This is a genomic window from Streptomyces sp. Mut1, assembly GCF_030719295.1.
GTDB classification, from domain to species: domain Bacteria; phylum Actinomycetota; class Actinomycetes; order Streptomycetales; family Streptomycetaceae; genus Streptomyces; species Streptomyces castrisilvae.
Map to the genome: position 1 here is coordinate 725,805 of NZ_CP120997.1, position 22,427 is coordinate 748,231.

Below are 22,427 nucleotides of genomic sequence, written 5' to 3' on the forward strand. Positions count from 1 at the left end.
CCCGGCCCCCTCCGGAGAGGACGAAGCATGAGCAACAACAGCCTGCGGCTGGTGTGGGTCTACCCGGACCTGCTGAGCACCTACGGCGATCAGGGCAACGCCCTGATGGTAGAGCGCCGGGCCCGTCAGCGCGGTCTCGACGTGTCGCGCGTCGATGTCCGCAGCGACCAGCCGGTCCCCACGTCCGGGGACATCTATCTGATCGGCGGCGGCGAGGACCGGCCGCAGCGGCTCGCGGCGGAGCGGCTGCGCCGTGACGGCGGCCTCAGCCGGGCCGCGTCCAACGGCGCGATCATCTTCTCGGTCTGCGCCGGCTACCAGATCCTCGGCCACGAGTTCGTCAACGACCTCGGTGAGCGCGAGCAGGGCCTCGGTCTCCTGGACGTGGTCTCGACCCGCGGCGAGGGTGAGCGGTGCGTCGGCGACGTGCTGGGGGACATCGACCCACACCTCGGTCTTCCGCCGCTGACCGGCTTCGAGAACCACCAGGGCGTCACGCATCTCGGCCCGACGGCGCGGCCGTTCGCGCGGGTGCGGTTCGGCCGGGGCAACGGCACGGGCGACGGCACGGAGGGCGCGTACAACGACACGGTCTTCGGCACCTATATGCACGGTCCCGTGATGGCGCGGAACCCGCTGATCGCGGACCTGCTGCTGAAGCTGGCGCTCGATGTGAACGCTCTTCCGCCCACCGACGACCGGTGGTACGAGGCGCTGCGCGCGGAGCGCATCGCAGCGGCCACACAGCCCGCCTGACCAGGCCTTTTCGAATCGGTCCGATGAGGCCGATCGGGCTCAGTTGAGCGGAGTCCAGCAGGCGGACGCCCGGTTCGGTCCCGCCACCCTGCGCCGGTAGGGTGGCGGGGATCCAACCGGACGACGTGGTCCGGTCGTCGGCCCACGTTGCAAAGGTTTCCCGGGCAATGCGAATTGGTGTGCTCACCTCCGGCGGCGACTGCCCCGGCCTCAATGCGGTCATCCGGTCCGTCGTCCACCGCGCTGTGGTCGACCACGGCGACGAGGTCATCGGCTTCCACGACGGCTGGCGGGGCCTCCTGGAGTGCGACTACCGCAAGCTCGACCTGGACGCGGTCGGCGGCATCCTCGCCCGCGGCGGCACCATCCTCGGCTCCTCCCGGGTCCAGCCCGCGCATCTGCGCGGCGGCATCGAGCAGGCCAGGGGCCACGTCCGGGATCTCGGTCTCGACGCGATCATTCCGATCGGCGGCGAGGGCACCCTCAAGGCGGCGAACCTGCTGTCCGAGGCGGGGCTGCCGATCGTGGGCGTGCCGAAGACCATCGACAACGACATCGCCTCCACCGACGTCACCTTCGGCTTCGACACCGCCGTCGGAGTCGCCACCGAGGCGCTCGACCGGCTGAAGACCACCGCCGAGTCGCACCAGCGGGTCATGATCGTCGAGGTCATGGGCCGGCACACCGGCTGGATCGCCCTGCACTCGGGCATGGCGGCCGGTGCGCACGCCGTCGTCGTCCCCGAGCGCCCCTTCGACATCGACGAGCTGACGGAGCTGGTGGGCCGCCGCTTCTCGGCCGGCAAGAAGTTCGCGATCGTGGTGGTCGCCGAGGGCGCGAAGCCGCGCGAGGGCTCCATGGAGTTCGAGTCGGGCGTCAAGGACGTCTACGGGCACGAGCGCTTCACGGGCGTGGCGACCCAGCTCTCCATCGAGCTGGAGCAGCGGCTCGGCAAGGAGGCCCGCCCGGTGATCCTCGGCCATGTGCAGCGCGGCGGCACCCCGACCGCGTACGACAGGGTCCTCGCGACCCGCTTCGGCTGGCACGCGGTGGAGGCCGCGCACCGCGGCGAGTTCGGCATGATGACGGCGCTGCGCGGCACGGACATCGTCATGGTCCCGCTGGCGCATGCCGTGGAGACGCTGAAGACGGTGCCCGCCGAGCGGTACGCCGAGGTGGAGTGCGTGCTCTGAGCGACACCACGACCCGAGACTGCCCCCGGCCGCATCCGCGGCCGGGGGCAGCTCTACTCTGGTCGGGACAACCAGCACGAAACAGGGACGTCCCGGCGTTCCCATCGGGAGTGAACAGATGGATCACAGCGGGCACGGCATGAACATGGACCTGCCGCCGTTCACGCTGGGACGGGGGCTCCACCTCTCCGCGGACCCGTTCTTCCTGACCGGCTGTGTCCTCGCCGTGCTCCTGTACGGGTACGGGGTGCTGCGGCTGCGCAGACGCGGGGACGAGTGGCCGGTGGCGCGCACGGTCCTCTTCGTCGTCGGGGTGCTGACCATCGCCCTGGTGATGTGCACCCGGCTCAACGACTACGGCATGGTCATGTTCAGCGTGCACATGGTGCAGCACATGGTGATCAGCATGCTGTCGCCGATCCTGCTGCTGCTGGGCGCTCCCGTGACGCTCGCGCTGCGTGCGCTCCCGGTGGCGCGGCGTGGTTCGAAGGGGCCGCGCGAGCTGCTCCTGATGCTGCTGCACAGCCGGTACATGAAGGTCGTCACGCATCCCGCGTTCACGATCCCGCTGTTCATCGCCAGCCTGTACGCGCTGTACTTCACCCCGCTCTTCGACTATCTGATGGGTTCGACGGCCGGGCACCTGGGGATGATGGTCCACTTCCTGGCGGTCGGTCTGGTCTTCTTCTGGCCGATCATGGGCGTCGACCCCGGACCGCACCGGCCGGGGTATGTGATGCGGATGCTGGAGCTGTTCGCCGGGATGCCGTTCCACGCCTTCTTCGGGATCGCGCTCATGATGGCGTCCCAGCCGATGGTGGAGGTGTACAAGAACCCTCCGGCCTCGCTCGGCATCGACGCGCTGTCCGACCAGAGCGCGGCGGGCGGCATCGCCTGGGCGTTCAGCGAGATCCCCTCGGTGCTGGTCCTGGTGGCCCTGGTGTTCCAGTGGTACCGCTCGGAGCAGCGGACGGCGAAGCGCTCGGACCGGGCCGCGGACCGGGACGGCGATCAGGAGCTTCAGGCGTACAACGCCTATCTCGCGTCGTTGCAGGCGCGCGGACAGTAGCGGCGGAGGCGCCATCCGGGTGACGATGGAGTCACGGCCGCGCGGCCGATGAGGTCCTGTCCGGAGTTCCCCCGTCGTCCGCGCGGAGCGCGGGCGCGACGGCGGTCGGAGCGTGTGTGCCGGACGGCGGGGCGCGGACGGGGAACTCCGGACGGTACCTAGGAGGGTGCGCGCATGTCCGGATCCACGAAGACGATGGGAATGCTCACCGCAGGCGCTCTGGTGGCGGTGACCGCCTACACGGTGGCACTGGGAAGCAACGGCTGGCTGTGGTTCGGCTGGGTGCTGCTGGGACTGATCACGATAGGGATGGCCGCGACCCGGGAGACCTGACCGGGAGAGCGGTTCCGACACCTCCTGGGGCCTGTCCGGCGGAGCACGACCGGACAGGCCCTTGGCGCGGGCGGCGCACCCGGCCCGCCCGTGAGGGTGGTGTGCGCGTGTTCCGGCCGCCTCCGCGACGGCGTCTCCGGCCGCGCGGCCGCGGTCCCGCGCGGCATGACGCCGGGGTGAACGGCCGTATACGGTGCCCGCCCGGCGGGGCCCGAATCCGTCCGTCGCGCCCCTGCGGACGCCGCCCGCGGACCCGCTCGCGGGCGGCCCGGCGAGGCTCTCCGATCACCTCGCGGGCCCGGTCGGCCCGTGGGCGCGGCGCCCGCGCACGTACACCTTCGCGTACGGCGGCAGCGGCTTCCGGGCACCGCGAGGGGGTCGCTCATCCCTCGGGCATCACACCTCACTTCGGCCACTTTCCGTCACCATCCGCACACGGACGGCCGCCGCGGGCCGTGGACGCGAGGGCCGCGGGCGGGGCTCTCATCGGCGCTCAGGGCGTCGCTCTCCTGCCGCTTCGCGTCCGGTCCGGGAGTGCGGGCCCCCCTTCCCCGCGCCGGTACGGCGGCGACGGCCGGCCTCGCCGTCCGTCACCGCACGTGTACGCCGCCGCTTCCGCGCCCCGGCCCCGAAGGCGCCCGCACCCGACCCCGCGCGTGCGATCGCGAACACGCGAAGCGGGGCCCTGCCGCCCCTTCCCCAGGCGCCCCGGGCCGGCGCCGGACAGGGGTGGCGGCGGGCGCCCCGGCGGGCGCCGGCCGTTCCCTACCCACGCGTCAACAACGCTGCGCTACAGGCCCGTTCGGCATGTGGCCGCGTTCACGTGCCCGTAAGGCAGTTGCGATTAACTCTTGACAGGTGCCTGTCGCCACGCCACCTTGGGAGCGCTCCCACAATCAAGACTTGCACACTCCACCCCCTCCCTTCTCCCCCAACACCGGTTGGCGGTAAGGGCGTTGCGGGGCGCAGCCGCGCACCCCGCGACGATCCACGCTGCCCGGCAGAGGAAGGCGTTCGTCATGAGCTTGGTGAAGCGCTGTAGGCCCCGTCGCACCGGAGGACTCCCGGCCCTCCTGGTCGGCACTCTCGCCCTTGCCACCGGTCTGGCGGGCGGGCCGGCGTCAGCCGCCCCGCAGGACACTTTGCACGACCTCGCCGCCGCCCAGGGCAGGTATTTCGGTTCCGCCACCGACAACCCCGAGCTGCCCGATGCCGCGTACGCGGAGATCCTGGGCTCCGAGTTCGGGCAGATCACCCCGGGCAACTCCATGAAGTGGGACACCATCGAGCCCGTACAGGGCCGGTTCGACTTCACCAAGGGCGACGTGATCACCGACTTCGCCCAGCAGCACGGCCAGACCGTGCGCGGACACACCCTGGTCTGGCACAGCCAGCTGCCCGGCTGGGTCGGCTCACTGCCGTCCGCGCAGGTCGAGACGGCCATGACCGACCACATCACCGCGGAGGCCACCCACTACCGCGGCGAGGTGGCCGCCTGGGACGTCGTGAACGAGCCGTTCAACGAGGACGGAACCTTCCGCACGAGCCCGTTCTACACGGCGATGGGCAGCGACTACATCGCCACCGCCCTGCGCGCGGCGCACGCCGCCGACCCGGACGCCAAGCTCTACATCAACGACTACAACATCGAGGGCATGGGCGCGAAGAGCGACGCCATGTACGACCTGGTGAGCGAGCTGCTCGACGAGGGCGTACCGCTCGACGGGGTCGGGATGCAGGCGCACCTGGCGATCCAGTACGGCTTCCCGTACCAGATGCAGGCGAACATGCAGCGCTTCGCCGATCTCGGACTCGATGTAGCCGTCACCGAACTTGACGTGCGCATGCAGCTTCCGGCCGATGCCGCCAAGCTCGCCACCCAGTCCTCGTACTACGGACAGGTGGTCGACGCCTGCCTCGCGGTCGGGCGCTGCGTCGGCATCACCATCTGGGACTACACGGACAAGTACTCCTGGGTGCCGAGCACCTTCCCCGGCGAGGGCGCCGCCAATCTGTACGACGACGACCTGGCCCCGAAGCCCGCCTACGACGCCGTGCGCACCGCGCTGGGCGGCGAGCCGGGCGGGGGCGACGACGGCGGGGACGACGGAGGCGACGACGGTTCCACCCCCGGCACGCTGAAGGTGCAGTACCGCAGCAGCGACGCCTCGGCCGGTGACAACCAGATCAAGCCCGGTCTCCAACTCGTGAACACCGGCACCGGCGCGGTGAGCCTGCCGTCGGTGACCGTCCGCTACTGGTTCTCCGGTGACAACGGCGCTACGACGTACGGCAGTTGGTGCGACTGGTCGCCCCTCGACTGCTCCACGGTCACGCACCGGGTGGTCGCGGCGAGCACCCCGAAGGCCGGGGCCGACCACTACCTCGAAGTGGGCTTCACGAGCGGGAGCCTGGCCCCCGGCGCGTCGACCGGCGAGATCCAGCTGCGCCTGAGCAAGACGGACTGGTCGAACTTCGACGAGTCGGACGACTACAGCTACGGCACCGGCACCTCGTACGCGGACGCCTCGAAGATCACCGTGTACGCCGGCGGCGACCTGGTCTGGGGCATCGAGCCCTGACCCCCGGGCCGCCACCGGCTCCTCTCCCCTCCCTCCCCCTGCTCCTCCCCCGCATTCACCGCACCCCCGTCCCCACGGATTCCCCTCCTCCCCTCCCCCGACGACACCCGCCACTGGAGGATTTGTGTCGATATCACGGAGAACGTTCAGCAGCGCCCTGGGCGGCAGCGTGCTCGCCCTGGGCCTGGTGCAGGGCACGGCCGTCGCCAAGCCGGCCCCGGCACAGTCCGGTACCGGCGCCCGGGCCGCCGCCGCGGGCGACGACCCGTACACCCAGGCCTTCCTCACCCAGTACGGCAAGATCAAGGAAGCCGCCAACGGCTACTTCAGCCCCGACGGTCTCCCCTACCACTCGGTCGAGACCCTGATGGTCGAGGCTCCCGACCACGGCCACCAGACCACGTCGGAGGCCGTCAGCTTCTGGATGTGGCTGGAGGCGGCGTACGGGCGGGTGACGAGTGACTGGGCCCCCTTCAACGCGGCCTGGGCGGTGGCGGAGAAGACCATCATCCCGCAGCACGCCGACCAGTCCACCAGCGATTCCTACAACCCGTCGGCGCCCGCGACCTACGCGCCGGAGCACCCGCTGCCGGACGGCTACCCCTCCGCCCTGGACGGCAACGTCCCGGTGGGCACCGACCCCCTTTCGTCCGAACTCGCCTCGTCCTACGGGACGATGGACATCTACGGCATGCACTGGCTGATGGACCTGGACAACGTCTACGGCTACGGCAACAAGCCGGGAACCGGCGGCGAGTCGGGGCCCGGCGCCGGCGCCTCCTTCATCAACACCTACCAGCGCGGTGCGCAGGAGTCGGTGTGGGAGACGGTCCCGCAGCCGACCACCGACCTCTTCGAGTACGGCGGCCCCAACGGCTACCTCGACCTGTTCGTCGGGGACTCCGCCTACGCCGAGCAGTGGAAGTACACCAACGCGCCGGACGCCGACGCCCGCGCGGTGCAGGCTGCCTACTGGGCGTACCGCTGGGCCTCGGAGCAGGGCAAGGAGAGCCAGGTCGCGGACTCGGTGGCGAAGGCCGCCAAGATGGGCGACTACCTGCGGTACGCCATGTTCGACAAGTACTTCAAGCGGATCGGCGACTGCACCGACCCGAACTCCTGCCCCGCGGCGTCCGGCCGGGACTCCCAGCACTACCTGCTGTCGTGGTACTACGCCTGGGGCGGGGCCGCGGCGGGCAGCGGCGGCGGCTGGGCGTGGCGCATCGGTGACGGCGCCTCGCACCAGGGCTACCAGAACCCGCTGGCCGCGTGGGCGCTGTCCAACGTGCCGTCGCTGACCCCGAAGTCCGCGACCGCCAAGTCGGACTGGTCCAAGAGCCTGACCCGGCAGCTGGAGTTCCTGACCTGGCTCCAGTCCAGCGAGGGCGCCCTCGCGGGCGGCTGCACCAACAGCTGGGAGGGCAGCTACAGCCGGCCCCCGGCCGGGACGCCGACCTTCTACGGGATGGCGTACGACTGGCAGCCGGTCTACCACGACCCGGCGAGCAACAACTGGTTCGGCTTCCAGGCCTGGGGCATGGAACGGGTCGCCGCGTACTACTACGTCACCGGCAACGCGGCCGCCGAGGCGGTGCTGTCCAAGTGGGTCGCCTGGGCGTCGAGCGAGACGACGGTGGGCGCCGACGGGAGCTTCCGCTTCCCCTCCACCCTGAACTGGACCGGACAGCCGGACACCTGGGACGCGGCCTCGCCCGGCGACAACGCCGGTCTGCACGTCTCGGTCGTGGACTACGCCAACGACGTCGGCGTGGGCGCCGCGTACGTCAAGACGCTCACCTACTACGCCGCCAAGTCGGGTGACGAGGACGCGGCGGCGCTGGCGAAGGCGCTGCTGGACGCGATGGCGCTGAACACCACGGACAAGGGCATCTCGGTCCCGGAGACGCGGCTCGACTACAACCGCTTCGACGACGAGGTGTACATCCCCTCCGGCTGGTCGGGCACCATGCCCAACGGCGACCCGATCCAGCCCGGTTCGACCTTCATCGGCATCCGCAGCTGGTACAAGGACGACCCGGACTGGCCGAAGGTGCAGGCCTACCTCGACGGCGGCGACGCCCCCACCTTCACCTACCACCGGTTCTGGGCGCAGGCGGCGCTCGCGCTCGCCTTCGCGATCTACGCGGAGCTGCTGGTGGAGGGCGGCGGCGGTGAGCCGGGCGGCGACACCGAGCCCCCCACGTCCCCGGCGGGCGTCACCGTGTCCGCGACCACCAAGGACAGCGTCTCGCTCTCCTGGTCGGCCGCCACCGACAACGTGGCGGTGACCGGCTACGACGTGTACCGCAACGGTGTGCTGGCCGGCAACCCGACCGGGCCGGCGTTCACCGACACCGGGCTCGCCGCAGCCACCGAGTACACCTACGCGGTCGCGGCGCGGGACGCCGGCGGCAACACATCGGCGCTGTCCGACGCGGTCCTCGCCACCACGAAGGCGGACGGCTCGACCGGGACCGGCGCGGTCAAGGTGCAGTACAAGAACACCGACTCCGCCGCGGGCGACAACCAGATCCGGCCGGCCCTCCAGCTGGTGAACACCGGCAGCGCCCCGGTCGACCTGACGACGGTGAAGCTGCGGTACTGGTTCACCGCCGACGGCGGTCCGAGCACCTTCGGCACGTACTGCGACTACGCCGCGCTCGGCTCGTCCAACATCACGCACACGGTGGTCGCCGTCCCGAGCCCGAAGGCCGGTGCCGACCGCTATCTGGAGATCGGCTTCACGGGCGGGGCGGGCACCCTGGCCGCCGGCGCCTCCACGGGCGAGATCCAGCTGCGGATCAACAAGAGCGACTGGTCGAACTTCGACGAGAGCGACGACTACAGCCGGGCCACCAACACCACGTACGCGGACTCCTCCAAGGTCGGCGCCTTCGTCGCGGGCGCCCTGGCCTGGGGAGTCGAGCCCTGACCGGCTGAGACACCGGTCACCCCACCACTCCCGATGGCGGGTCTATCACTCACCCCGCTGAGCCCGCCATCGGGCAGCACCCCCCATGAACCCGTCTGCGGGGAGTTTCCGCAGACGTACGAGAGGAGCACGGAGCCGCATGAGTACCAGAGGCACCATCAAGCAAGGGCTACACAGGAGGCTGGCCGCAGTCTCCGCCCTGGCCATGGGCGCAGCCCTGGCGGTGGCCATCCCCACCACCGCCGACGCGGCGGCTGCCCGGGTCGACAACCCCTACGTCGGCGCCACGGCCTACGTGAACCCCGACTGGTCCGCCAAGGCCGCCGCCGAGCCGGGCGGCGCCGCCATCGCCGACACCCCGGGCTTCGTCTGGATGGACCGTATCGCGGCCATCGGCGGCTCGTCCGAGGCGATGAGCCTGCGCGAGCACCTGGACACCGCCCTCGACCAGGGTGCGAACCTCTTCCAGGTCGTCATCTACGACCTGCCGGGGCGCGACTGCGCGGCGCTGGCGTCCAACGGCGAGCTCGGCCCCACGGAGCTCGACCGGTACAAGACGGAGTACATCGACCCGATCTCCGAGATCCTCGCCGACCCGGCCTACGCCGACCTGCGCATCGTCACGATCATCGAGCCCGACTCGCTGCCCAACCTCGTCACCAACGCGGGCGGTACCGAGGGCTCGACCGACGCCTGCGCGGTGATGAAGGCCAACGGCAACTACGAGAAGGGTGTCGGCTACGCCCTGCACACCCTGGGTGCCATTCCCAACGTCTACAACTACGTGGACGCGGCTCACCACGGCTGGCTGGGCTGGGACTCCAACATGGGCCCGGCCGCGACCGAGTTCAAGAAGGCGGCCACCTCCGAGGGCGCCACGGTCGACGACGTCGCCGGCTTCATTGTGAACACGGCCAACTACTCGGCTCTCAAGGAGCCGAACTTCGACGTCACCGACTCGGTGAACGGCACCACCGTGCGCCAGTCGAAGTGGGTCGACTGGAACTACTACGTCGATGAGCTGTCGTTCGCCCAGGCCCTGCGCACCCTGCTGGTGAGCGAGGGCTTCAACTCGAACATCGGCATGCTGATCGACACCGCCCGCAACGGCTGGGGCGGCTCCGACCGGCCCACCTCGGCGGGCCCGCTGACCAGCGTGGACGCGTACGTGGACGGCGGCCGGGTCGACCGGCGCATCCACGCCGGAAACTGGTGCAACCAGACCGGTGCCGGCATCGGTGAGCGGCCCACCACCGCCCCGGAGCCCGGGATCGACGCCTACGTGTGGGCGAAGCCCCCGGGGGAGTCGGACGGCAGCAGCCAGCCCGAGGACAACGACGAGGGCAAGGGCTTCGACCGGATGTGCGACCCCACGTACACCGGTAACGGCCGCAACGGCAACAGCATGAGCGGTGCGCTGCCGAACTCCCCGGTCGCGGGCCACTGGTTCTCCGCGCAGTTCCAGGAGCTGGTGCGCAACGCCTACCCGGCGATCGACAACAACGGCGGTGGCGACAACGGCGGCGGTGACAACGGCGGCGACGACGACACCCAGGCGCCGACCGCGCCGACCGGCCTGACGGCCACGGCGAAGACCAGCAGCAGCGTCTCGCTGTCCTGGACGGCGTCGAGCGACGACACCGGCGTGACGGGCTACACCGTGTACCGCGACGGCGTCCAGGTGGGCACCTCCACCACGACCTCGTACACCGACACGGGCCTTTCGGCCTCGACCGCCTACAGCTACACGGTCAAGGCGAAGGACGCGGCCGGCAACGTCTCGGCGGCCTCTTCGGCCCTCTCGGCCACCACCTCCGCGGGTGGCGGCACCGGAACGGGCGCCCTGAAGGTCCAGTACAAGAACAATGACTCCTCCGCGACCGACAACCAGATCCGGATGGGTCTCCAGCTGGTCAACACCGGCAGCACCGCGGTCGACCTGTCCACGGTGAAGCTGCGCTACTGGTTCACCCCGGAGTCCGGTTCGTCCACCTTCGGCACCGCGTGCGACTACGCGGTCCTGGGCTGCGGCAACCTGACGCTCGGTGTGAAGACGGGCGGCTCGGAGGCAGGTGCCAGCCACTACCTGGAGGTCTCCTTCGGCAGTGGCAGCCTCGCGGCCGGTGCCTCCACCGGTGAGATGCAGCTGCGGCTGAACAAGAGTGACTGGTCCAACTTCAACGAGGCGGACGACTACAGCTACTCGACCTCCACCAGCTTCACCGACGCGTCGAAGGTCGGCGTCTACGTGGCCGGTGCGCTCTCCTGGGGCACCGCGCCCTGATCACCCGCCGGATGATCCGGTGACTCCGTCCGGCCCCGCCATCCACATGGCGGGGCCGGACCCATTGCGCACAAGTGATCGACCGGTTTTTGTTATGGTCCCCGCCGGGCCGCATCTCCCAGGTGTGCGTGAAGCCGGAACAGGACTCGGGAAGAGTGAGCACAGCATGGGCAAGGACCGCGAGAGGGCGTTGATCAAGGCGGCGCGGGCCGGGGACGCCGACGCCAAGGACCAGCTCGTCGCGGACTATCTGCCGCTGCTGTACAACATCGTCGGGCGTGCGCTGAACGGGCACGCGGACGTGGACGACGTCGTGCAGGAGACCGTCCTACGCATGCTGCGCGCACTGCCCGGCCTGCGGACGCCGGAGCGTTTCCGCTCCTGGCTGGTGGCCATCGCGATGAACGAGATACGCGGGCACTGGCGGGAGCGGCAGACCGCGCCCATCCCCGCCGAGCCGCTGGCCACCGGCCGTGACACCGCCGACCCCGGTGCCGATTTCGTCGATGTGACCATATTGCGGCTCGGTCTGTCCGGACAGCGCCGGCAGGTCGCCGAGGCGACCCGCTGGGTGGACGAGGACGACCGGGCACTGCTTTCGCTGTGGTGGCTCGAAGCGGCCGGGGAGCTGTCCCGGGCCGAGGTGGCGGCCGCGATGAACCTCTCCCCCGAGCACACCGCCGTGCGTGTGCAGCGGATGAAGGCGCAGCTGGACACCGCGAGGGTGGTGGTGGGCGCGCTGGCCGCGCAGCCCCGGTGTGTGCTGCTGGAGGACATCCTCGTCGGGTGGGACGGGGTGCCCTCGCCGCTGTGGCGCAAACGCATCGCGCGGCACGCCCGCGGCTGCACGGTCTGCTCGGGGTTCGGCGCGGGGCTGGTCCCGGCCGAGGGGCTGCTGGTCGGGCTGGCGCTGGTGCCGCTCGCGGTGGCGGGCGCCGGACACACGGCGCGGCTCGCCGAGGTGGCGTACGCCACGCCGGTGCCCGGCCGGATGGGACGGGCCGAGCTCCGGCGCGACCAGACGCGGCGGCGCCGGCGCAACGCCGTGGTGGCCTCGGTGGTCGCGGTGGGGGCCCTGGGCGCCGGGGGCGCGGTCGTCCATCTGTCGACGGGCGAAAGCGGCGAGGCGACGCGGGTGGCGTCCGCCCCTTCGGCCGACGTCGCCCCCGCGCCGGCCTCGTCCGGCCCCTCCCCCTCCCCGTCGCCGTCCGCCTCCTCCTCGCCGTCCCCCAGCAGCAGCGCGAGCCCCACCCCCACGAAGACGAAGGCCAAGCCGAAGCCGAAGAAGACGGCCACCGCGAGCAGCCGCCCCCCGACGGCCCCGTCCTCGCACACCACCCGCCCGGCCCCGCCCCAGCCCGCGCCGAGCCCGGCCTCCGACGCGCAGCAGGTGGTGGCGCTGGTCAACACCGAACGCGCCAAGGAGGGCTGCGGGCCGGTGAGCGGCAACGCGCAGCTGGCGACCGCCGCACAGCGGCATTCCGAGGACATGGCCGCGCACGACTACTTCTCGCACACCTCGCAGGACGGCTCGGGCCCCGGAGACCGGATCACCGCCGCCGGCTACCGGTGGAGCACGTACGGCGAGAACATAGCCAAGGGGCAGCGCACACCGGCCGATGTGATGAACTCCTGGATGAACAGCCCCGGTCACCGCGCGAACATTCTGAACTGCGCGTTCAAGGAGCTGGGCGTGGGCATCCAGAACAGCTCCGGCGGCATCGTCTGGACCCAGGACTTCGGCACGGGGCTGTGAGGGGCCCCGGCTTTCGGGCGTGAGCGCGGGGTACATGTCCCACCGGGCTACGATCGGCCGCCGCGGGCGGAGCCGATCGTCCGCACGCCGCTTCGCTGAGCCGCTGACCAGCAGACCGGGGAGAGACCGTGTTCTACTACGTCCTCAAGTACGTCGTCATCGGGCCGCTGTTGAGGCTGCTGTTCCGGCCGGTTATCGAGGGCGCGGAGCATATCCCGGACGACGGCGCCGCGATCGTCGCCGGAAACCACCTGTCGTTCTCCGACCACTTCCTGATGCCCTCGATCATCAAGCGGCGCATCACCTTCCTCGCCAAGGCGGAGTACTTCACCGGTCCCGGGGTGAAGGGCCGGCTGACCGCCGCGTTCTTCCGCAGCGCCGGGCAGATCCCCGTGGACCGCTCGGGCAAGGAGGCGGGGCAGGCCGCGATCCGCGAGGGGCTCGGGGTCCTGGGCCGGGGAGAGCTGCTGGGCATCTATCCGGAGGGGACCCGCTCGCACGACGGCCGGCTCTACAAGGGCAAGGTGGGGGTCGCGGTGATGGCCATCCGCGCCCAGGTGCCGGTGGTGCCGTGCGCCATGGTCGGCACCTTCGAGATCCAGCCGCCCGGCAAGGTCCTCCCCCGCATCAAGCAGGTCACCATCCGCTTCGGCGAACCGCTGGACTTCTCCCGCTACGCGGGCCTGGAGAACCAGAAGACGGCGGTCCGCGCGGTGACCGACGAGATCATGTACGCGATCCTCGGCCTCTCCGGTCAGGAGTACGTCGACGAGTACGCGGCCAAGGTGAAGGAAGCCGCCCAGGCGCGGCAGCCGGGCAGGTTCCCGAAACTGCGACGCTGAGGGCGGATTCGCGATCGGTGAACCTTCCTGGCCGGGGCCTTGGAACCGATCTAGCTTCGCTGCATGAGCAGAGGACAGGCATGGGTACTGGGAGCGGCGGGACAGATCGGGCGGGCCACTGTGCGCTCGCTCGTCGCGGACGGCTGGGAGGTGACGGCGGTCTCGCGCGGCGGGGGCCGTGACCAGGAGTGGGGCGGAGAGGTCCGGACGGTGGCGCTGGACCGCGACGAGGACGGCACGCTCGCGGCGGCGCTGGGGCCGGGCTGTGACGTCCTGGTCGACATGGTGGCGTACGGGCGGCAGCACGCCCGGCAGCTGACCGGGCTCGCGGACCGGATCGGTTCGGCGGTGGTCGTCTCCAGCGGCGCGGTGTACGAGGACGGGCAGGGCCGCAGTTTCGACACCCTGGCGGAGCCGGACGGATCGCCCCGCTACCCGGTGCCGATCCCCGAGTCGCAGCCCACCGTCGCACCGGGCGAGGACACGTACGCGACCCGCAAGATCCGTCTGGAGCGCGATCTCCTCGCTGCGGGCGGCACACTGCCCGTCACACTGCTGCGGGCCGGCGCGGTCCACGGCCCGCACTGCCGCTCGCCGCGCGAGCTGTACTTCGTCAAGCGGGCGCTGGACGGCCGGACCCGTCGCGTGCTGGCGTACGAAGGCAAGTCACGCTTCCATCCCGTGCACGCGGCCAACGTCGCCGAGCTGATCCGGCTGGCCGCCCTCAGGCCCGGCTCCCGGGTGCTGAACGCCGCGGATCCGCAGGCCCCGACGGTCGCGGAGATCGGCGAGGCCGTGGACGCGGTGCTGGGCCGGAGCACGGAGACGGTGCTCATGCCGGGCGCCCCCTCGGACGAAGGCGTCGGCTCGACGCCCTGGAGCGTGCCGCTCCCCATCGTCTACGACATGACGGCCGCCGAGCGGGAGCTCGGGTACCGGCCGGTGACGGGGTACGCCGAGTCGCTGCCGGAGACCGTCGCGTGGATCACCGCGCAGCTGGCGGGGCGTGACTGGCAGGACGCCTATCCCGCGATGGTCCGGTCGTACGGCACGGGTCTTTTCGACTACACGGCGGAGGACGCCTGGCTGCGGGAGCACGACCGGGCGGTCTGAGCCGGCCCGTCGGCGGGCGGCGCGGTGGGGCGCCGTCCGCCGGGGCGCGACGCTGCGGCGTCAGGCGTCCGGCCCGTGGTGCCCGCGGTGTTCGGCGGCGATACCGAAGCGGTGCCGTTCGCCGGGAGCGGACGCGGTGGAGCCGCACCCTCGACCCGTACTCCAAGCTGCTGGGCGAGCGCATCGTCTTCCTCGGCACCGCGCTGGACGACACGGCGGCCAACGACCTGGTGGCGCAGTTGATGTACCTGGAGCACGACGCGCCCGACCGGCCCGTCTCGCTGTACATCAACTCGCCGGGCGGCTCGTTCGGTGCGATGACCGCGCTCTACGACACGGTGGCCTTCCTCAGCTGCGAGGTGGAGACCTTCTGCCTCGGCCGGGCGGGCGCCGGCGCGGCCGTGCTGCTCGCCGCGGGCGCCCCGGGGCGGCGGCACATCCTGCCCGGCGCCCAGGTGGTGGTGAGCCGGCCGGGACTGGCCGAACCCGTCCGGGGCCAGCCGTCCAACCTGGAGATCGAGGCGCGGGAACTGGCCCGGATGCGCGAGACGATGGCCGGCATGCTGGCCCGTCATACGGGGCACAGCGCCGAACAGGTCGTCCGGGACACCGAGCGCGATCTCATCCTCGACGCGGAGGGCGCGCGAGCCTACGGCCTGGTCGACCACATCGTGCACAGCCGCGTCCCGGTGCCGCCGCACACCGAGCGGTGAACCGGCGATGCCCTCACCGGAGTTCTCCCCGCTGCCTGCCCTGACGCGGGCCGAGTGCGAGTTCATCGACCACTATCTGCACGTCATCGACCAGATGGGCCGGATCAATCCGGCGCGGAACGACGACACCTACGCGGCCCTGCGCGCCGCGCAGGCGCTGGCCTCGCACGCGGCGGCCCAGCGTGACGCGCTCGCTCTGATGCACCGGCGCGGTGAAACCCGCATCCACACCACCACGTTGACGAGGGCGCTGCGGGCGCTGGACGGGGAGCGGCGGGCGGCGCGGGTGATCCTGCCACCCGGCCCGCCGAGTTGACACGCCCGACGGGCGAACCGATTTTCCTCGCTCGTTCGGCGTAGGCATTGACTCGCGCGAGCGACCGCTCGACTTGCGTTTTCGTGATGCACGGGGGCCGGGATCTTTCGCGACACCGCTGGTACGGCGACGGCCGGGAGGGGCTCGCGGACCGGTTGAAGCCCGTCTGTCCACCTGAACGGGCGATCCGTGAGGATCTTCACTTATGGCCGTTTCACCTCGGAAATCCGGCACTCGGTGAGTCAAGATCCCTGGGACGACAAGCCCCCGCCACCGCGGCGGGGCGGTCCGGGCGGACGCCGAGTCCTGCCGCCGTCCGGATGCCTGGTCGACAGGAGTGGATCGGCAGGAGTGGAGGACCCGAGCACTACGGGACGACCGGTTTTCCGGAGGTCCCTCGGGGTGAAGCCGCCTTGTGCGGCCGGGCGACTTCGCCAGCCCGAACCCGACAGGTCATCCTTCACAGGCGGCTGACGAAGGGTTGCGCATGAGTGCGCAGGTTCATGTCCCGTCTCTGCTCGTCCGGGCCACTACGGCCTCGGCCATGACGCTCGCCGCCGTCGGCGGCACGCTGTTCGTCCCCGGCGCCGCCCCCGAGGCCCAGGCCGCCGGTCATTCGATGAAGGCCCTGAACATCGCCGCGTCGAAGAAGGGGGCGCCCTACCGGTGGGGCGCCACCGGCCCCAGCCGCTTCGACTGTTCGGGGCTGACGCTGTACTCGTTCAAGAAGGCCGGCAAGCAACTCCCCCGCACGGCCCAGCAGCAGTACAACAAGACCCGCCACATCTCCGCCTCCCAGCGGCAGCGCGGCGACCTGGTCTTCTTCCATTCCGGCAGCGGTGTCTACCACGTGGGGATCTACGCCGGCAGCGGCAAGATCTGGCACTCGCCGAAGACCGGCGCCGTGGTCCGCCTGGAGAAGATCTGGACCAAGAGCGTCTACTACGGCCGGGTCGGCTGACGCCCGGCCCCGGCCGGGCGCGTGGGCGCTTCGGACGTCAGGGCTGGACGGGGACGTGCCAGGGGAGCGCGACCCAGACGGTCTTGCCGCCGTCGGGCGCGGGCGTGACGGACAGCCGGCCGCCGTACTCCTTGGCGAGGGAGCGGATGATGACCAGGCCGCGTCCGTTGTCCTGCTGGACCGCTGCGGGCAGCCGCTGGGGCCGGCGCGGATGGCTGTCCGTCACGCCGAGGCGCAGCTGTTCCTCGCGCTCCAGCCGCAGGTCCACGGTGAACGTGGGTGAAAGACCGAACGTGTGCAGGACGGCGTTGGTGGCGAGCTCCGAGACAATGAGCCGTACGGTCTCGGCCGTCTCCGCGCCCTCGGGCAGGCCCCATTCGGCCAGGACCCGGCCCACGTACCTGCGGGCCTCGGCGACCGAGGCCGGCTCGCTCGGCAGAGTGACACGTGCCTCTTGATGGTCTGCCATGGCGAGCCGTCCCTTTCCCACCTGTTCCGGGCCGGCGAGCGGTCCGGTTGTACTTGGCGCCAGATTGCCATCGATGCTGCCCCCTGCGACGGCGATCCACCAAGATATGCATATATCTGTCGCTCAAACCGGTGAACTCTCCCCACTCGGACCCGCGCGGGCGCCACACTGTCCCCTCGGCAGGCAGCGGGAGGGAGCCATCAGATGCAGCACGGTCCTGCGGTGCGGCGCCGCAAGCTCGGGGAGGAGCTGCGGAGTCTGCGCCACGCGTCGGGTCTCACGAGCCGGGAGGCCGCGGGACTGCTCGGCTGGCACCAGTCGAAGGTGAGCCGCATCGAGACAGGCGTCAGCGGGGTGCGGCCCGAGGACGTGCAACGGCTGCTGGACGCGTACGGCATGCAGGACCCCAAGCTGCGCGAAGTGCTGGGCGCGCTCGCCGGTTCGGCGGGCGGGGGCGGCGCCGGCTGGTGGCACGCGTACCGTGGTCTCATCCCCCCGCAGTACCGCGACTTCATCAGCCTGGAGTCACAGGCGCGCACGGCCCGCACGCTGGAGACCTCGGTGGTGCCCGGTCTGCTGCAGACGGCCGACTACGCCCGCGCGGTGACCCGGGCCTCCCTCGACGGGCTTCCGACCGGCCAGGTGGACTCGCTAGTGGAGGTACGGCTGACCCGGCAGGGAGTGCTGCGCAGCGATCCGCCGCTACGGCTGAGCGCGGTGCTCGACGAGGCGGTGCTGCGCCGGGAGGTGGGAGGCCGGCGAGTGATGCGCGAGCAGTTGCGCCATCTCGCACGGGTGTCGCAACTGCCACATGTGCGACTTCAGATACTGCCGTTCTCGGTCGGTGGCTATGTGAGCCTAACCAGCCCTTTCGTTATCTTTTCCTTTCCGACTGCTTCTGACCTTGACGTGGTCGTTCTTGACCACCTGACGAGTAGCCTCTATCTGGAACGGAAAGAAGACCTTGCGGCGTACAGCTCGGCCTTCCGCACCCTTCAGACACACGCGCTGTCGCCGGAGCACTCGCTGGATCTGATCGCCGCGATCGACCGCGACGATCGCTGACCCCCCACTGCCCGGAGGAATCGTCATGTCGGATTGCCCCGCACAGCAGGCGTTACGGTGGCGGCGCAGCAGCCGCAGCACGGGCATGAACAACTGCGTGGAGACCGCCCCGTTCGACAGGCGGCTGGCCGTGCGCGACTCCAAGGACGTGTCCAGGCCGCCTCTGACGTTCTCCACCACGGCCTGGACGTCGTTCGTCACCGATCTGAAGATCTGAGCCGAGCCCCGCCTCACGCCCGCGGAGCGGTCCGCCGTACGGTCGCCACCGCCCGCGCGATCTGCTCGTCCGTCAGGTCGGCGCGGGCGGTGAGCCGCAGCCGGGAGATGCCGTCGGGCACGGACGGCGGCCGGAAGCAGCCGACCGCCATGCCGGCCGCCCGGCAGTCGGCGGCCCAGCGGACGGCGGCGTCGGGCGAGGGCGCGCGGACCGAGACCACGGCCGCGTCGGGACGTACGGCGGTCAGTCCGGCCGAGGTCAGTCCGCCGTACAGCGCGGTGGCGACCGTACGCGCCCTGAGCGCGCGTTCCGGTTCGCGGCACAGCAGCCGCAGTGCGCCGAGGGCCGCTCCGGCGGCGGCGGGGGCGAGCCCGGTGTCGAAGATGAACGTGCGGGCGGTGTTGACGAGGTGGTCGATGACCCGGGCGGGGCCGAGGACCGCGCCGCCCTGGCTGCCCAGGGACTTGGAGAGGGTGAGCGTGGCGACAATGTCGTCGCCGCCCGAGAGGGAGGCGGCGGCGAGCGCGCCTCGCCCGCCTTCCCCGAGGACCCCCAGGCCGTGCGCGTCGTCCACGAGGAGTGCGGCGTTCTCCGCGCGGCAGACGTCGGCCAGTGCGGCCAGCGGCGCGGCGTCGCCGTCGACGGAGAAGACCGAGTCGGTGACGGCGAGCTTCCGGCCCGGGTGGCCGTGCAGCGCCTTGCGGACCGCTTCGGGATCGGCGTGCGGGACGACGGCGGTCTCGGCCCGGGAGAGCCGGCAGCCGTCGACGATGGAGGCGTGGTTGCCCGCGTCCGACGCGATCAGGGAGCCGCGGCCGGTGAGCGCGGTGAGAGCCGCGAGGTTGGCGGCGTAACCGGAGGAGAGGACGAGAGCCGCCTCGAACCCGCAGAACGCGGCGAGCTCACGTTCCAGTTCCGCGTGGAGCGCGGTCGAGCCCGTGACGAGACGGGAGCCGGTGGCCCCTCCGCCCCAGCGGCGCGCCGCATCGGCCGCGGCGGCGGTCACCTCGGGGTGCCGGGTCAGGCCGAGGTAGTCGTTGCTCGCGAGGTCCAGGAGTTCCGCTTCGGCGTCCCGGGGCCGTAGCCCGCGCACGAGCCCGGCGTCCGCGCGCCGGCGCGCCTCGTCGTCGATCCAGTCGAACGGGGTGGCGGGCATGGGCGGGTCCCTTTTGTAGGCAGCTCACAGACCCTAACCGTGGCCTCGACAAGCCACGGTGTGGCAATGCACACACCCTCGGTGAGCTCTGTTGTCCGGATCCTCCTTGGCTCCGGGTGGTGCCGTACGTCAGGATCATCGCCATGGACCTCCTGAACACGCTGGTGGACAAGGGGCTGCGGCGCGAGCTGCCGACCCGTGAAGAAGCGCTCGCCGTACTGGCGACCCCGGACGACGAACTCCTCGACGTGGTGGCCGCGGCGGGCAAGGTGCGCCGTCAGTGGTTCGGGCGGCGGGTGAAGCTGAACTATCTGGTCAATCTGAAGTCCGGGCTGTGTCCCGAGGACTGCTCGTACTGTTCGCAGCGGCTGGGTTCCAAGGCCGAGATCCTCAAGTACACCTGGCTGAAGCCCGACGAGGCGTCGAAGGCGGCCGCCGCCGGGGTGGCCGGCGGCGCCAAGCGCGTCTGTCTGGTGGCCAGCGGCCGGGGCCCGACGGACCGGGACGTCGCCCGGGTGTCGCAGACGATCGAGGCCATCAAGGAGCAGAACGAGGGCGTCGAGGTGTGCGCCTGCCTCGGTCTGCTCTCCGCGGGCCAGGCCGACCGGCTGCGGTCGGCGGGCGCCGACGCGTACAACCACAACCTCAACACGTCCGAGGGGACGTACGGGGAGATCACGACCACCCACACCTATGCCGACCGGGTCGACACGGTGCACCAGGCGCAGGCCGCCGGTCTCTCCGCGTGCTCCGGGCTGATCGCGGGCATGGGCGAGAGCGACGCCGATCTGGTCGACGTCGTCTTCTCGCTGCGCGAGCTGGACCCGGACTCGGTTCCCGTCAACTTCCTGATCCCGTTCGAGGGCACCCCGCTCGCCAAGGAGTGGAACCTGACGCCGCAGCGGTGTCTGCGCATCCTGGCGATGGTGCGGTTCGTCTGCCCGGACGTGGAGGTACGGCTCGCGGGCGGGCGCGAGGTGCATCTGCGCTCGATGCAGCCGCTCGCCCTGCACCTGGTCAACTCGATCTTCCTGGGCGACTATCTGACCAGTGAGGGCCAGGCCGGTCAGGCCGACCTGGACATGATCGCGGACGCCGGTTTCGAAGTCGAGGGCGCGGGTACGACGACGCTTCCCCGCCACCGTGCGGACGCGGCCGCCGGCTGCGGCTCGCACTCCGGCGGCTGTGCTCCGGAGGCCGGGAGCTGCGGCTCGCACTCCGGCGGCTGCGCGCCGTGCGGCGAGGCCCCGGAGCCGGAGTCCGCGCCCGCCGCCGCGCAGGAGGCCCAGGACGCGCAGGTGCCGGGGGCCCGCACGGACCTGGTGGCGGTCCGGCGCCGCGGCGCGGGTACGGATCTCGCCCCCAATGCCTGAGCCGCTCTCCCCCGGCGCGCTCCGGGACCTGGACCGGGCGCACGTCTGGCATCCGTACGGCCCGATGCCGGGCCGGCAGGAGCCGCTGGTCGTGGAGTCCGCGTCCGGGGTCCGGCTCCGCCTCGCGGAACCGGCGCACGGGCAGCACGAGTTGGTCGACGGGATGTCGTCGTGGTGGTCCGCGGTGCACGGGTACAACCATCCGGTGCTGAACGACGCGGCACGCGGCCAGCTGGACCGGATGAGCCATGTGATGTTCGGCGGGCTCACGCACGAGCCCGCCGTCCGGCTGGCGACCCGGCTGGTGGAGATCACCCCGGAGCCGCTGCGACACGTCTTCCTCGCCGACTCGGGCTCCGTTTCGGTCGAGGTCGCCGTGAAGATGTGCCTCCAGTACTGGCGCTCGGCCGGGCGGCCGGCCAAGAAGCGGCTGCTGACCTGGCGCGGCGGCTACCACGGGGACACCTGGCAGCCGATGTCGGTGTGCGACCCCGAGGGCGGGATGCACGAGCTGTGGTCGGGTGCGCTGCCCCGCCAGGTCTTCGCCGACGAACCGCCCGCCGGGTACGACGCGGAGCCCGACCCGGCGTACGCGGCGCACCTGCGCGACCTGATCGAGCGGCACGCCGACGAGCTGGCCGCGGTGATCGTGGAACCGGTGGTCCAGGGGGCGGGCGGGATGCGCTTCCACTCCCCCGCGTATCTGCGCGTGCTGCGCGAGGCGTGCGACGCGTACGGCGTACTGCTCGTGTTCGACGAGATCGCGACGGGCTTCGGCCGTACGGGGAAGCTGTTCGCCGCCGGGCACGCCGGGGTGTCCCCCGATGTGATGTGCGTGGGCAAGGCGCTGACCGGCGGCTATCTGACGATGGCGGCGACGCTGTGCACCGGTGAGGTGGCCGAGGGGATCTCGCGCGGCGAGGTGCCGGTGCTGGCCCACGGTCCGACGTTCATGGGCAACCCCCTAGCGTCGGCGGTGGCCTGCGCCTCCATCGACCTGCTGCTCGGCCAGGACTGGGAGCAGGAGGTCAAGCGCATCGAGGCCGGACTGCGCGCAGGGCTGGCGGCGGCCCGGGAGCTGCCATCGGTGCGCGACGTGCGGGTGCTCGGCGCCATCGGTGTCGTACAGCTCGATCACGAGGTGGACATGGCGGCGGCGACGCGGGCGGCGGTGCGCGAAGGGGTGTGGCTGCGGCCGTTCCGCGACCTCGTGTACACCATGCCGCCGTATGTGACCGGTGACGACGATGTGGCACGGATCTGCCGCGCCGTGTGCGCGGCGGCGCGGGAGGGCTGA

Annotated in this window: 18 protein-coding genes, 1 pseudogene and 1 riboswitch; of the genes and pseudogenes, 17 read left to right on the plus strand and 2 right to left on the minus strand. The window is 71.3% G+C overall.

Going from position 1 to position 22,427, the window contains the following annotated elements:
* Nucleotides 1-27: 27 nt before the first annotated feature.
* The 13 genes and pseudogenes from P8A18_RS02800 (at nucleotide 28) to P8A18_RS02860 (ending at nucleotide 16,850) form a co-directional block, all read left to right on the plus strand.
* Nucleotides 28-756, plus strand: a complete 729-nt coding sequence (locus tag P8A18_RS02800) for a type 1 glutamine amidotransferase (RefSeq protein ID WP_306051445.1) — start codon at nucleotides 28-30, stop codon at nucleotides 754-756.
* A 167-nt stretch (nucleotides 757-923) separates the two neighbouring features.
* Nucleotides 924-1,949, plus strand: a complete 1,026-nt coding sequence (locus P8A18_RS02805) for a 6-phosphofructokinase (protein ID WP_306051448.1) — start codon at nucleotides 924-926, stop codon at nucleotides 1,947-1,949.
* Between the two features lie 118 nt (nucleotides 1,950-2,067).
* Nucleotides 2,068-3,018, plus strand: coding sequence for a cytochrome c oxidase assembly protein (locus P8A18_RS02810; protein WP_018555243.1), 951 nt, complete (start codon nucleotides 2,068-2,070; stop codon nucleotides 3,016-3,018).
* A gap of 174 nt (nucleotides 3,019-3,192) precedes the next feature.
* Nucleotides 3,193-3,351: a hypothetical protein gene (locus P8A18_RS02815; RefSeq protein ID WP_018522815.1), complete on the plus strand. Its 159-nt coding sequence runs from the start codon at nucleotides 3,193-3,195 to the stop codon at nucleotides 3,349-3,351.
* A gap of 1,019 nt (nucleotides 3,352-4,370) precedes the next feature.
* Entirely contained in the window at nucleotides 4,371-5,933 is a 1,563-nt protein-coding gene (locus P8A18_RS02820) for an endo-1,4-beta-xylanase (RefSeq protein ID WP_306051452.1), read from the plus strand.
* Nucleotides 5,934-6,102: 169 nt separating this feature from the next.
* A complete protein-coding gene (locus tag P8A18_RS02825) occupies nucleotides 6,103-8,865 on the plus strand; it encodes a glycoside hydrolase family 48 protein (RefSeq protein ID WP_306060640.1) in 2,763 nt (920 codons plus the stop codon).
* A gap of 139 nt (nucleotides 8,866-9,004) precedes the next feature.
* A complete protein-coding gene (locus P8A18_RS02830) occupies nucleotides 9,005-11,149 on the plus strand; it encodes a glycoside hydrolase family 6 protein (protein ID WP_306051454.1) in 2,145 nt (714 codons plus the stop codon).
* 166 nt (nucleotides 11,150-11,315) lie between these two features.
* Entirely contained in the window at nucleotides 11,316-12,905 is a 1,590-nt protein-coding gene (locus P8A18_RS02835; RefSeq protein ID WP_306051456.1) for a sigma-70 family RNA polymerase sigma factor, read from the plus strand.
* 128 nt (nucleotides 12,906-13,033) lie between these two features.
* Nucleotides 13,034-13,747, plus strand: coding sequence for a lysophospholipid acyltransferase family protein (locus P8A18_RS02840; protein ID WP_306051458.1), 714 nt, complete (start codon nucleotides 13,034-13,036; stop codon nucleotides 13,745-13,747).
* 63 nt (nucleotides 13,748-13,810) lie between these two features.
* Nucleotides 13,811-14,860: an NAD-dependent epimerase/dehydratase family protein gene (locus P8A18_RS02845; protein WP_306051461.1), complete on the plus strand. Its 1,050-nt coding sequence runs from the start codon at nucleotides 13,811-13,813 to the stop codon at nucleotides 14,858-14,860.
* A 140-nt stretch (nucleotides 14,861-15,000) separates the two neighbouring features.
* Nucleotides 15,001-15,573: pseudogene (locus P8A18_RS02850) on the plus strand (ATP-dependent Clp protease proteolytic subunit); the annotation flags it as partial.
* Between the two features lie 7 nt (nucleotides 15,574-15,580).
* A complete protein-coding gene (locus P8A18_RS02855; RefSeq protein WP_306051463.1) occupies nucleotides 15,581-15,889 on the plus strand; it encodes a hypothetical protein in 309 nt (102 codons plus the stop codon).
* 311 nt (nucleotides 15,890-16,200) lie between these two features.
* Nucleotides 16,201-16,373: riboswitch (cyclic di-AMP (ydaO/yuaA leader) on the plus strand.
* A gap of 3 nt (nucleotides 16,374-16,376) precedes the next feature.
* On the plus strand, nucleotides 16,377-16,850 hold the full coding sequence (locus tag P8A18_RS02860) for a C40 family peptidase (RefSeq protein ID WP_306051465.1): 474 nt from the start codon (nucleotides 16,377-16,379) through the stop codon (nucleotides 16,848-16,850).
* Nucleotides 16,851-16,887: 37 nt separating this feature from the next.
* Here P8A18_RS02860 and P8A18_RS02865 read toward each other — a convergent pair whose 3' ends face one another.
* Nucleotides 16,888-17,319: an ATP-binding protein gene (locus tag P8A18_RS02865; RefSeq protein WP_306051468.1), complete on the minus strand. Its 432-nt coding sequence runs from the start codon at nucleotides 17,317-17,319 to the stop codon at nucleotides 16,888-16,890.
* A 204-nt stretch (nucleotides 17,320-17,523) separates the two neighbouring features.
* On the opposite strand from P8A18_RS02865, the gene P8A18_RS02870 reads away from it, so the two are divergent.
* The gene (locus P8A18_RS02870; RefSeq protein ID WP_306051471.1) at nucleotides 17,524-18,384 is read left to right on the plus strand and encodes a helix-turn-helix domain-containing protein; all 861 of its coding nucleotides are present in this window, start codon (nucleotides 17,524-17,526) and stop codon (nucleotides 18,382-18,384) included.
* A gap of 25 nt (nucleotides 18,385-18,409) precedes the next feature.
* Nucleotides 18,410-18,601 carry a DUF397 domain-containing protein gene (locus P8A18_RS02875; RefSeq protein ID WP_306051475.1) on the plus strand — a complete coding sequence of 64 codons (192 nt, stop codon included), beginning with the start codon at nucleotides 18,410-18,412 and terminating at the stop codon, nucleotides 18,599-18,601.
* 13 nt (nucleotides 18,602-18,614) lie between these two features.
* On the opposite strand, the gene P8A18_RS02880 is transcribed toward P8A18_RS02875, so the two are convergent.
* Nucleotides 18,615-19,757: an 8-amino-7-oxononanoate synthase gene (locus P8A18_RS02880; protein ID WP_306051477.1), complete on the minus strand. Its 1,143-nt coding sequence runs from the start codon at nucleotides 19,755-19,757 to the stop codon at nucleotides 18,615-18,617.
* A gap of 143 nt (nucleotides 19,758-19,900) precedes the next feature.
* On the opposite strand from P8A18_RS02880, the gene bioB reads away from it, so the two are divergent.
* Both bioB and P8A18_RS02890 read left to right on the plus strand, forming a co-directional pair.
* Nucleotides 19,901-21,130 (plus strand): biotin synthase BioB, encoded by a 1,230-nt coding sequence (bioB, locus tag P8A18_RS02885; RefSeq protein WP_306051479.1) that lies wholly within the window; start codon nucleotides 19,901-19,903, stop codon nucleotides 21,128-21,130.
* Complete coding sequence (locus P8A18_RS02890) at nucleotides 21,123-22,427, plus strand: adenosylmethionine--8-amino-7-oxononanoate transaminase (RefSeq protein ID WP_306051481.1); 1,305 nt, start codon at nucleotides 21,123-21,125, stop codon at nucleotides 22,425-22,427. Before bioB ends, P8A18_RS02890 begins: the two co-directional genes overlap by 8 nt.

What these genes read in the sequence shown, in the direction of transcription:
- P8A18_RS02855 (WP_306051463.1), top strand. Translation starts at nt 15,581, where the DNA reads ATGCCCTCACCGGAGTTCTCCCCGCTGCCTGCCCTGACGCGGGCCGAG.
- P8A18_RS02890 (WP_306051481.1), top strand. Translation starts at nt 21,123, where the DNA reads ATGCCTGAGCCGCTCTCCCCCGGCGCGCTCCGGGACCTGGACCGGGCG.
- P8A18_RS02820 (WP_306051452.1), top strand. Translation starts at nt 4,371, where the DNA reads ATGAGCTTGGTGAAGCGCTGTAGGCCCCGTCGCACCGGAGGACTCCCG.
- P8A18_RS02865 (WP_306051468.1), bottom strand. Translation starts at nt 17,319, where the DNA reads ATGGCAGACCATCAAGAGGCACGTGTCACTCTGCCGAGCGAGCCGGCC.
- P8A18_RS02860 (WP_306051465.1), top strand. Translation starts at nt 16,377, where the DNA reads ATGAGTGCGCAGGTTCATGTCCCGTCTCTGCTCGTCCGGGCCACTACG.
- P8A18_RS02870 (WP_306051471.1), top strand. Translation starts at nt 17,524, where the DNA reads ATGCAGCACGGTCCTGCGGTGCGGCGCCGCAAGCTCGGGGAGGAGCTG.
- P8A18_RS02830 (WP_306051454.1), top strand. Translation starts at nt 9,005, where the DNA reads ATGAGTACCAGAGGCACCATCAAGCAAGGGCTACACAGGAGGCTGGCC.
- P8A18_RS02835 (WP_306051456.1), top strand. Translation starts at nt 11,316, where the DNA reads ATGGGCAAGGACCGCGAGAGGGCGTTGATCAAGGCGGCGCGGGCCGGG.
- P8A18_RS02880 (WP_306051477.1), bottom strand. Translation starts at nt 19,757, where the DNA reads ATGCCCGCCACCCCGTTCGACTGGATCGACGACGAGGCGCGCCGGCGC.
- P8A18_RS02800 (WP_306051445.1), top strand. Translation starts at nt 28, where the DNA reads ATGAGCAACAACAGCCTGCGGCTGGTGTGGGTCTACCCGGACCTGCTG.
- P8A18_RS02810 (WP_018555243.1), top strand. Translation starts at nt 2,068, where the DNA reads ATGGATCACAGCGGGCACGGCATGAACATGGACCTGCCGCCGTTCACG.
- P8A18_RS02815 (WP_018522815.1), top strand. Translation starts at nt 3,193, where the DNA reads ATGTCCGGATCCACGAAGACGATGGGAATGCTCACCGCAGGCGCTCTG.
- P8A18_RS02805 (WP_306051448.1), top strand. Translation starts at nt 924, where the DNA reads ATGCGAATTGGTGTGCTCACCTCCGGCGGCGACTGCCCCGGCCTCAAT.
- P8A18_RS02875 (WP_306051475.1), top strand. Translation starts at nt 18,410, where the DNA reads ATGTCGGATTGCCCCGCACAGCAGGCGTTACGGTGGCGGCGCAGCAGC.
- bioB (WP_306051479.1), top strand. Translation starts at nt 19,901, where the DNA reads ATGGACCTCCTGAACACGCTGGTGGACAAGGGGCTGCGGCGCGAGCTG.
- P8A18_RS02845 (WP_306051461.1), top strand. Translation starts at nt 13,811, where the DNA reads ATGAGCAGAGGACAGGCATGGGTACTGGGAGCGGCGGGACAGATCGGG.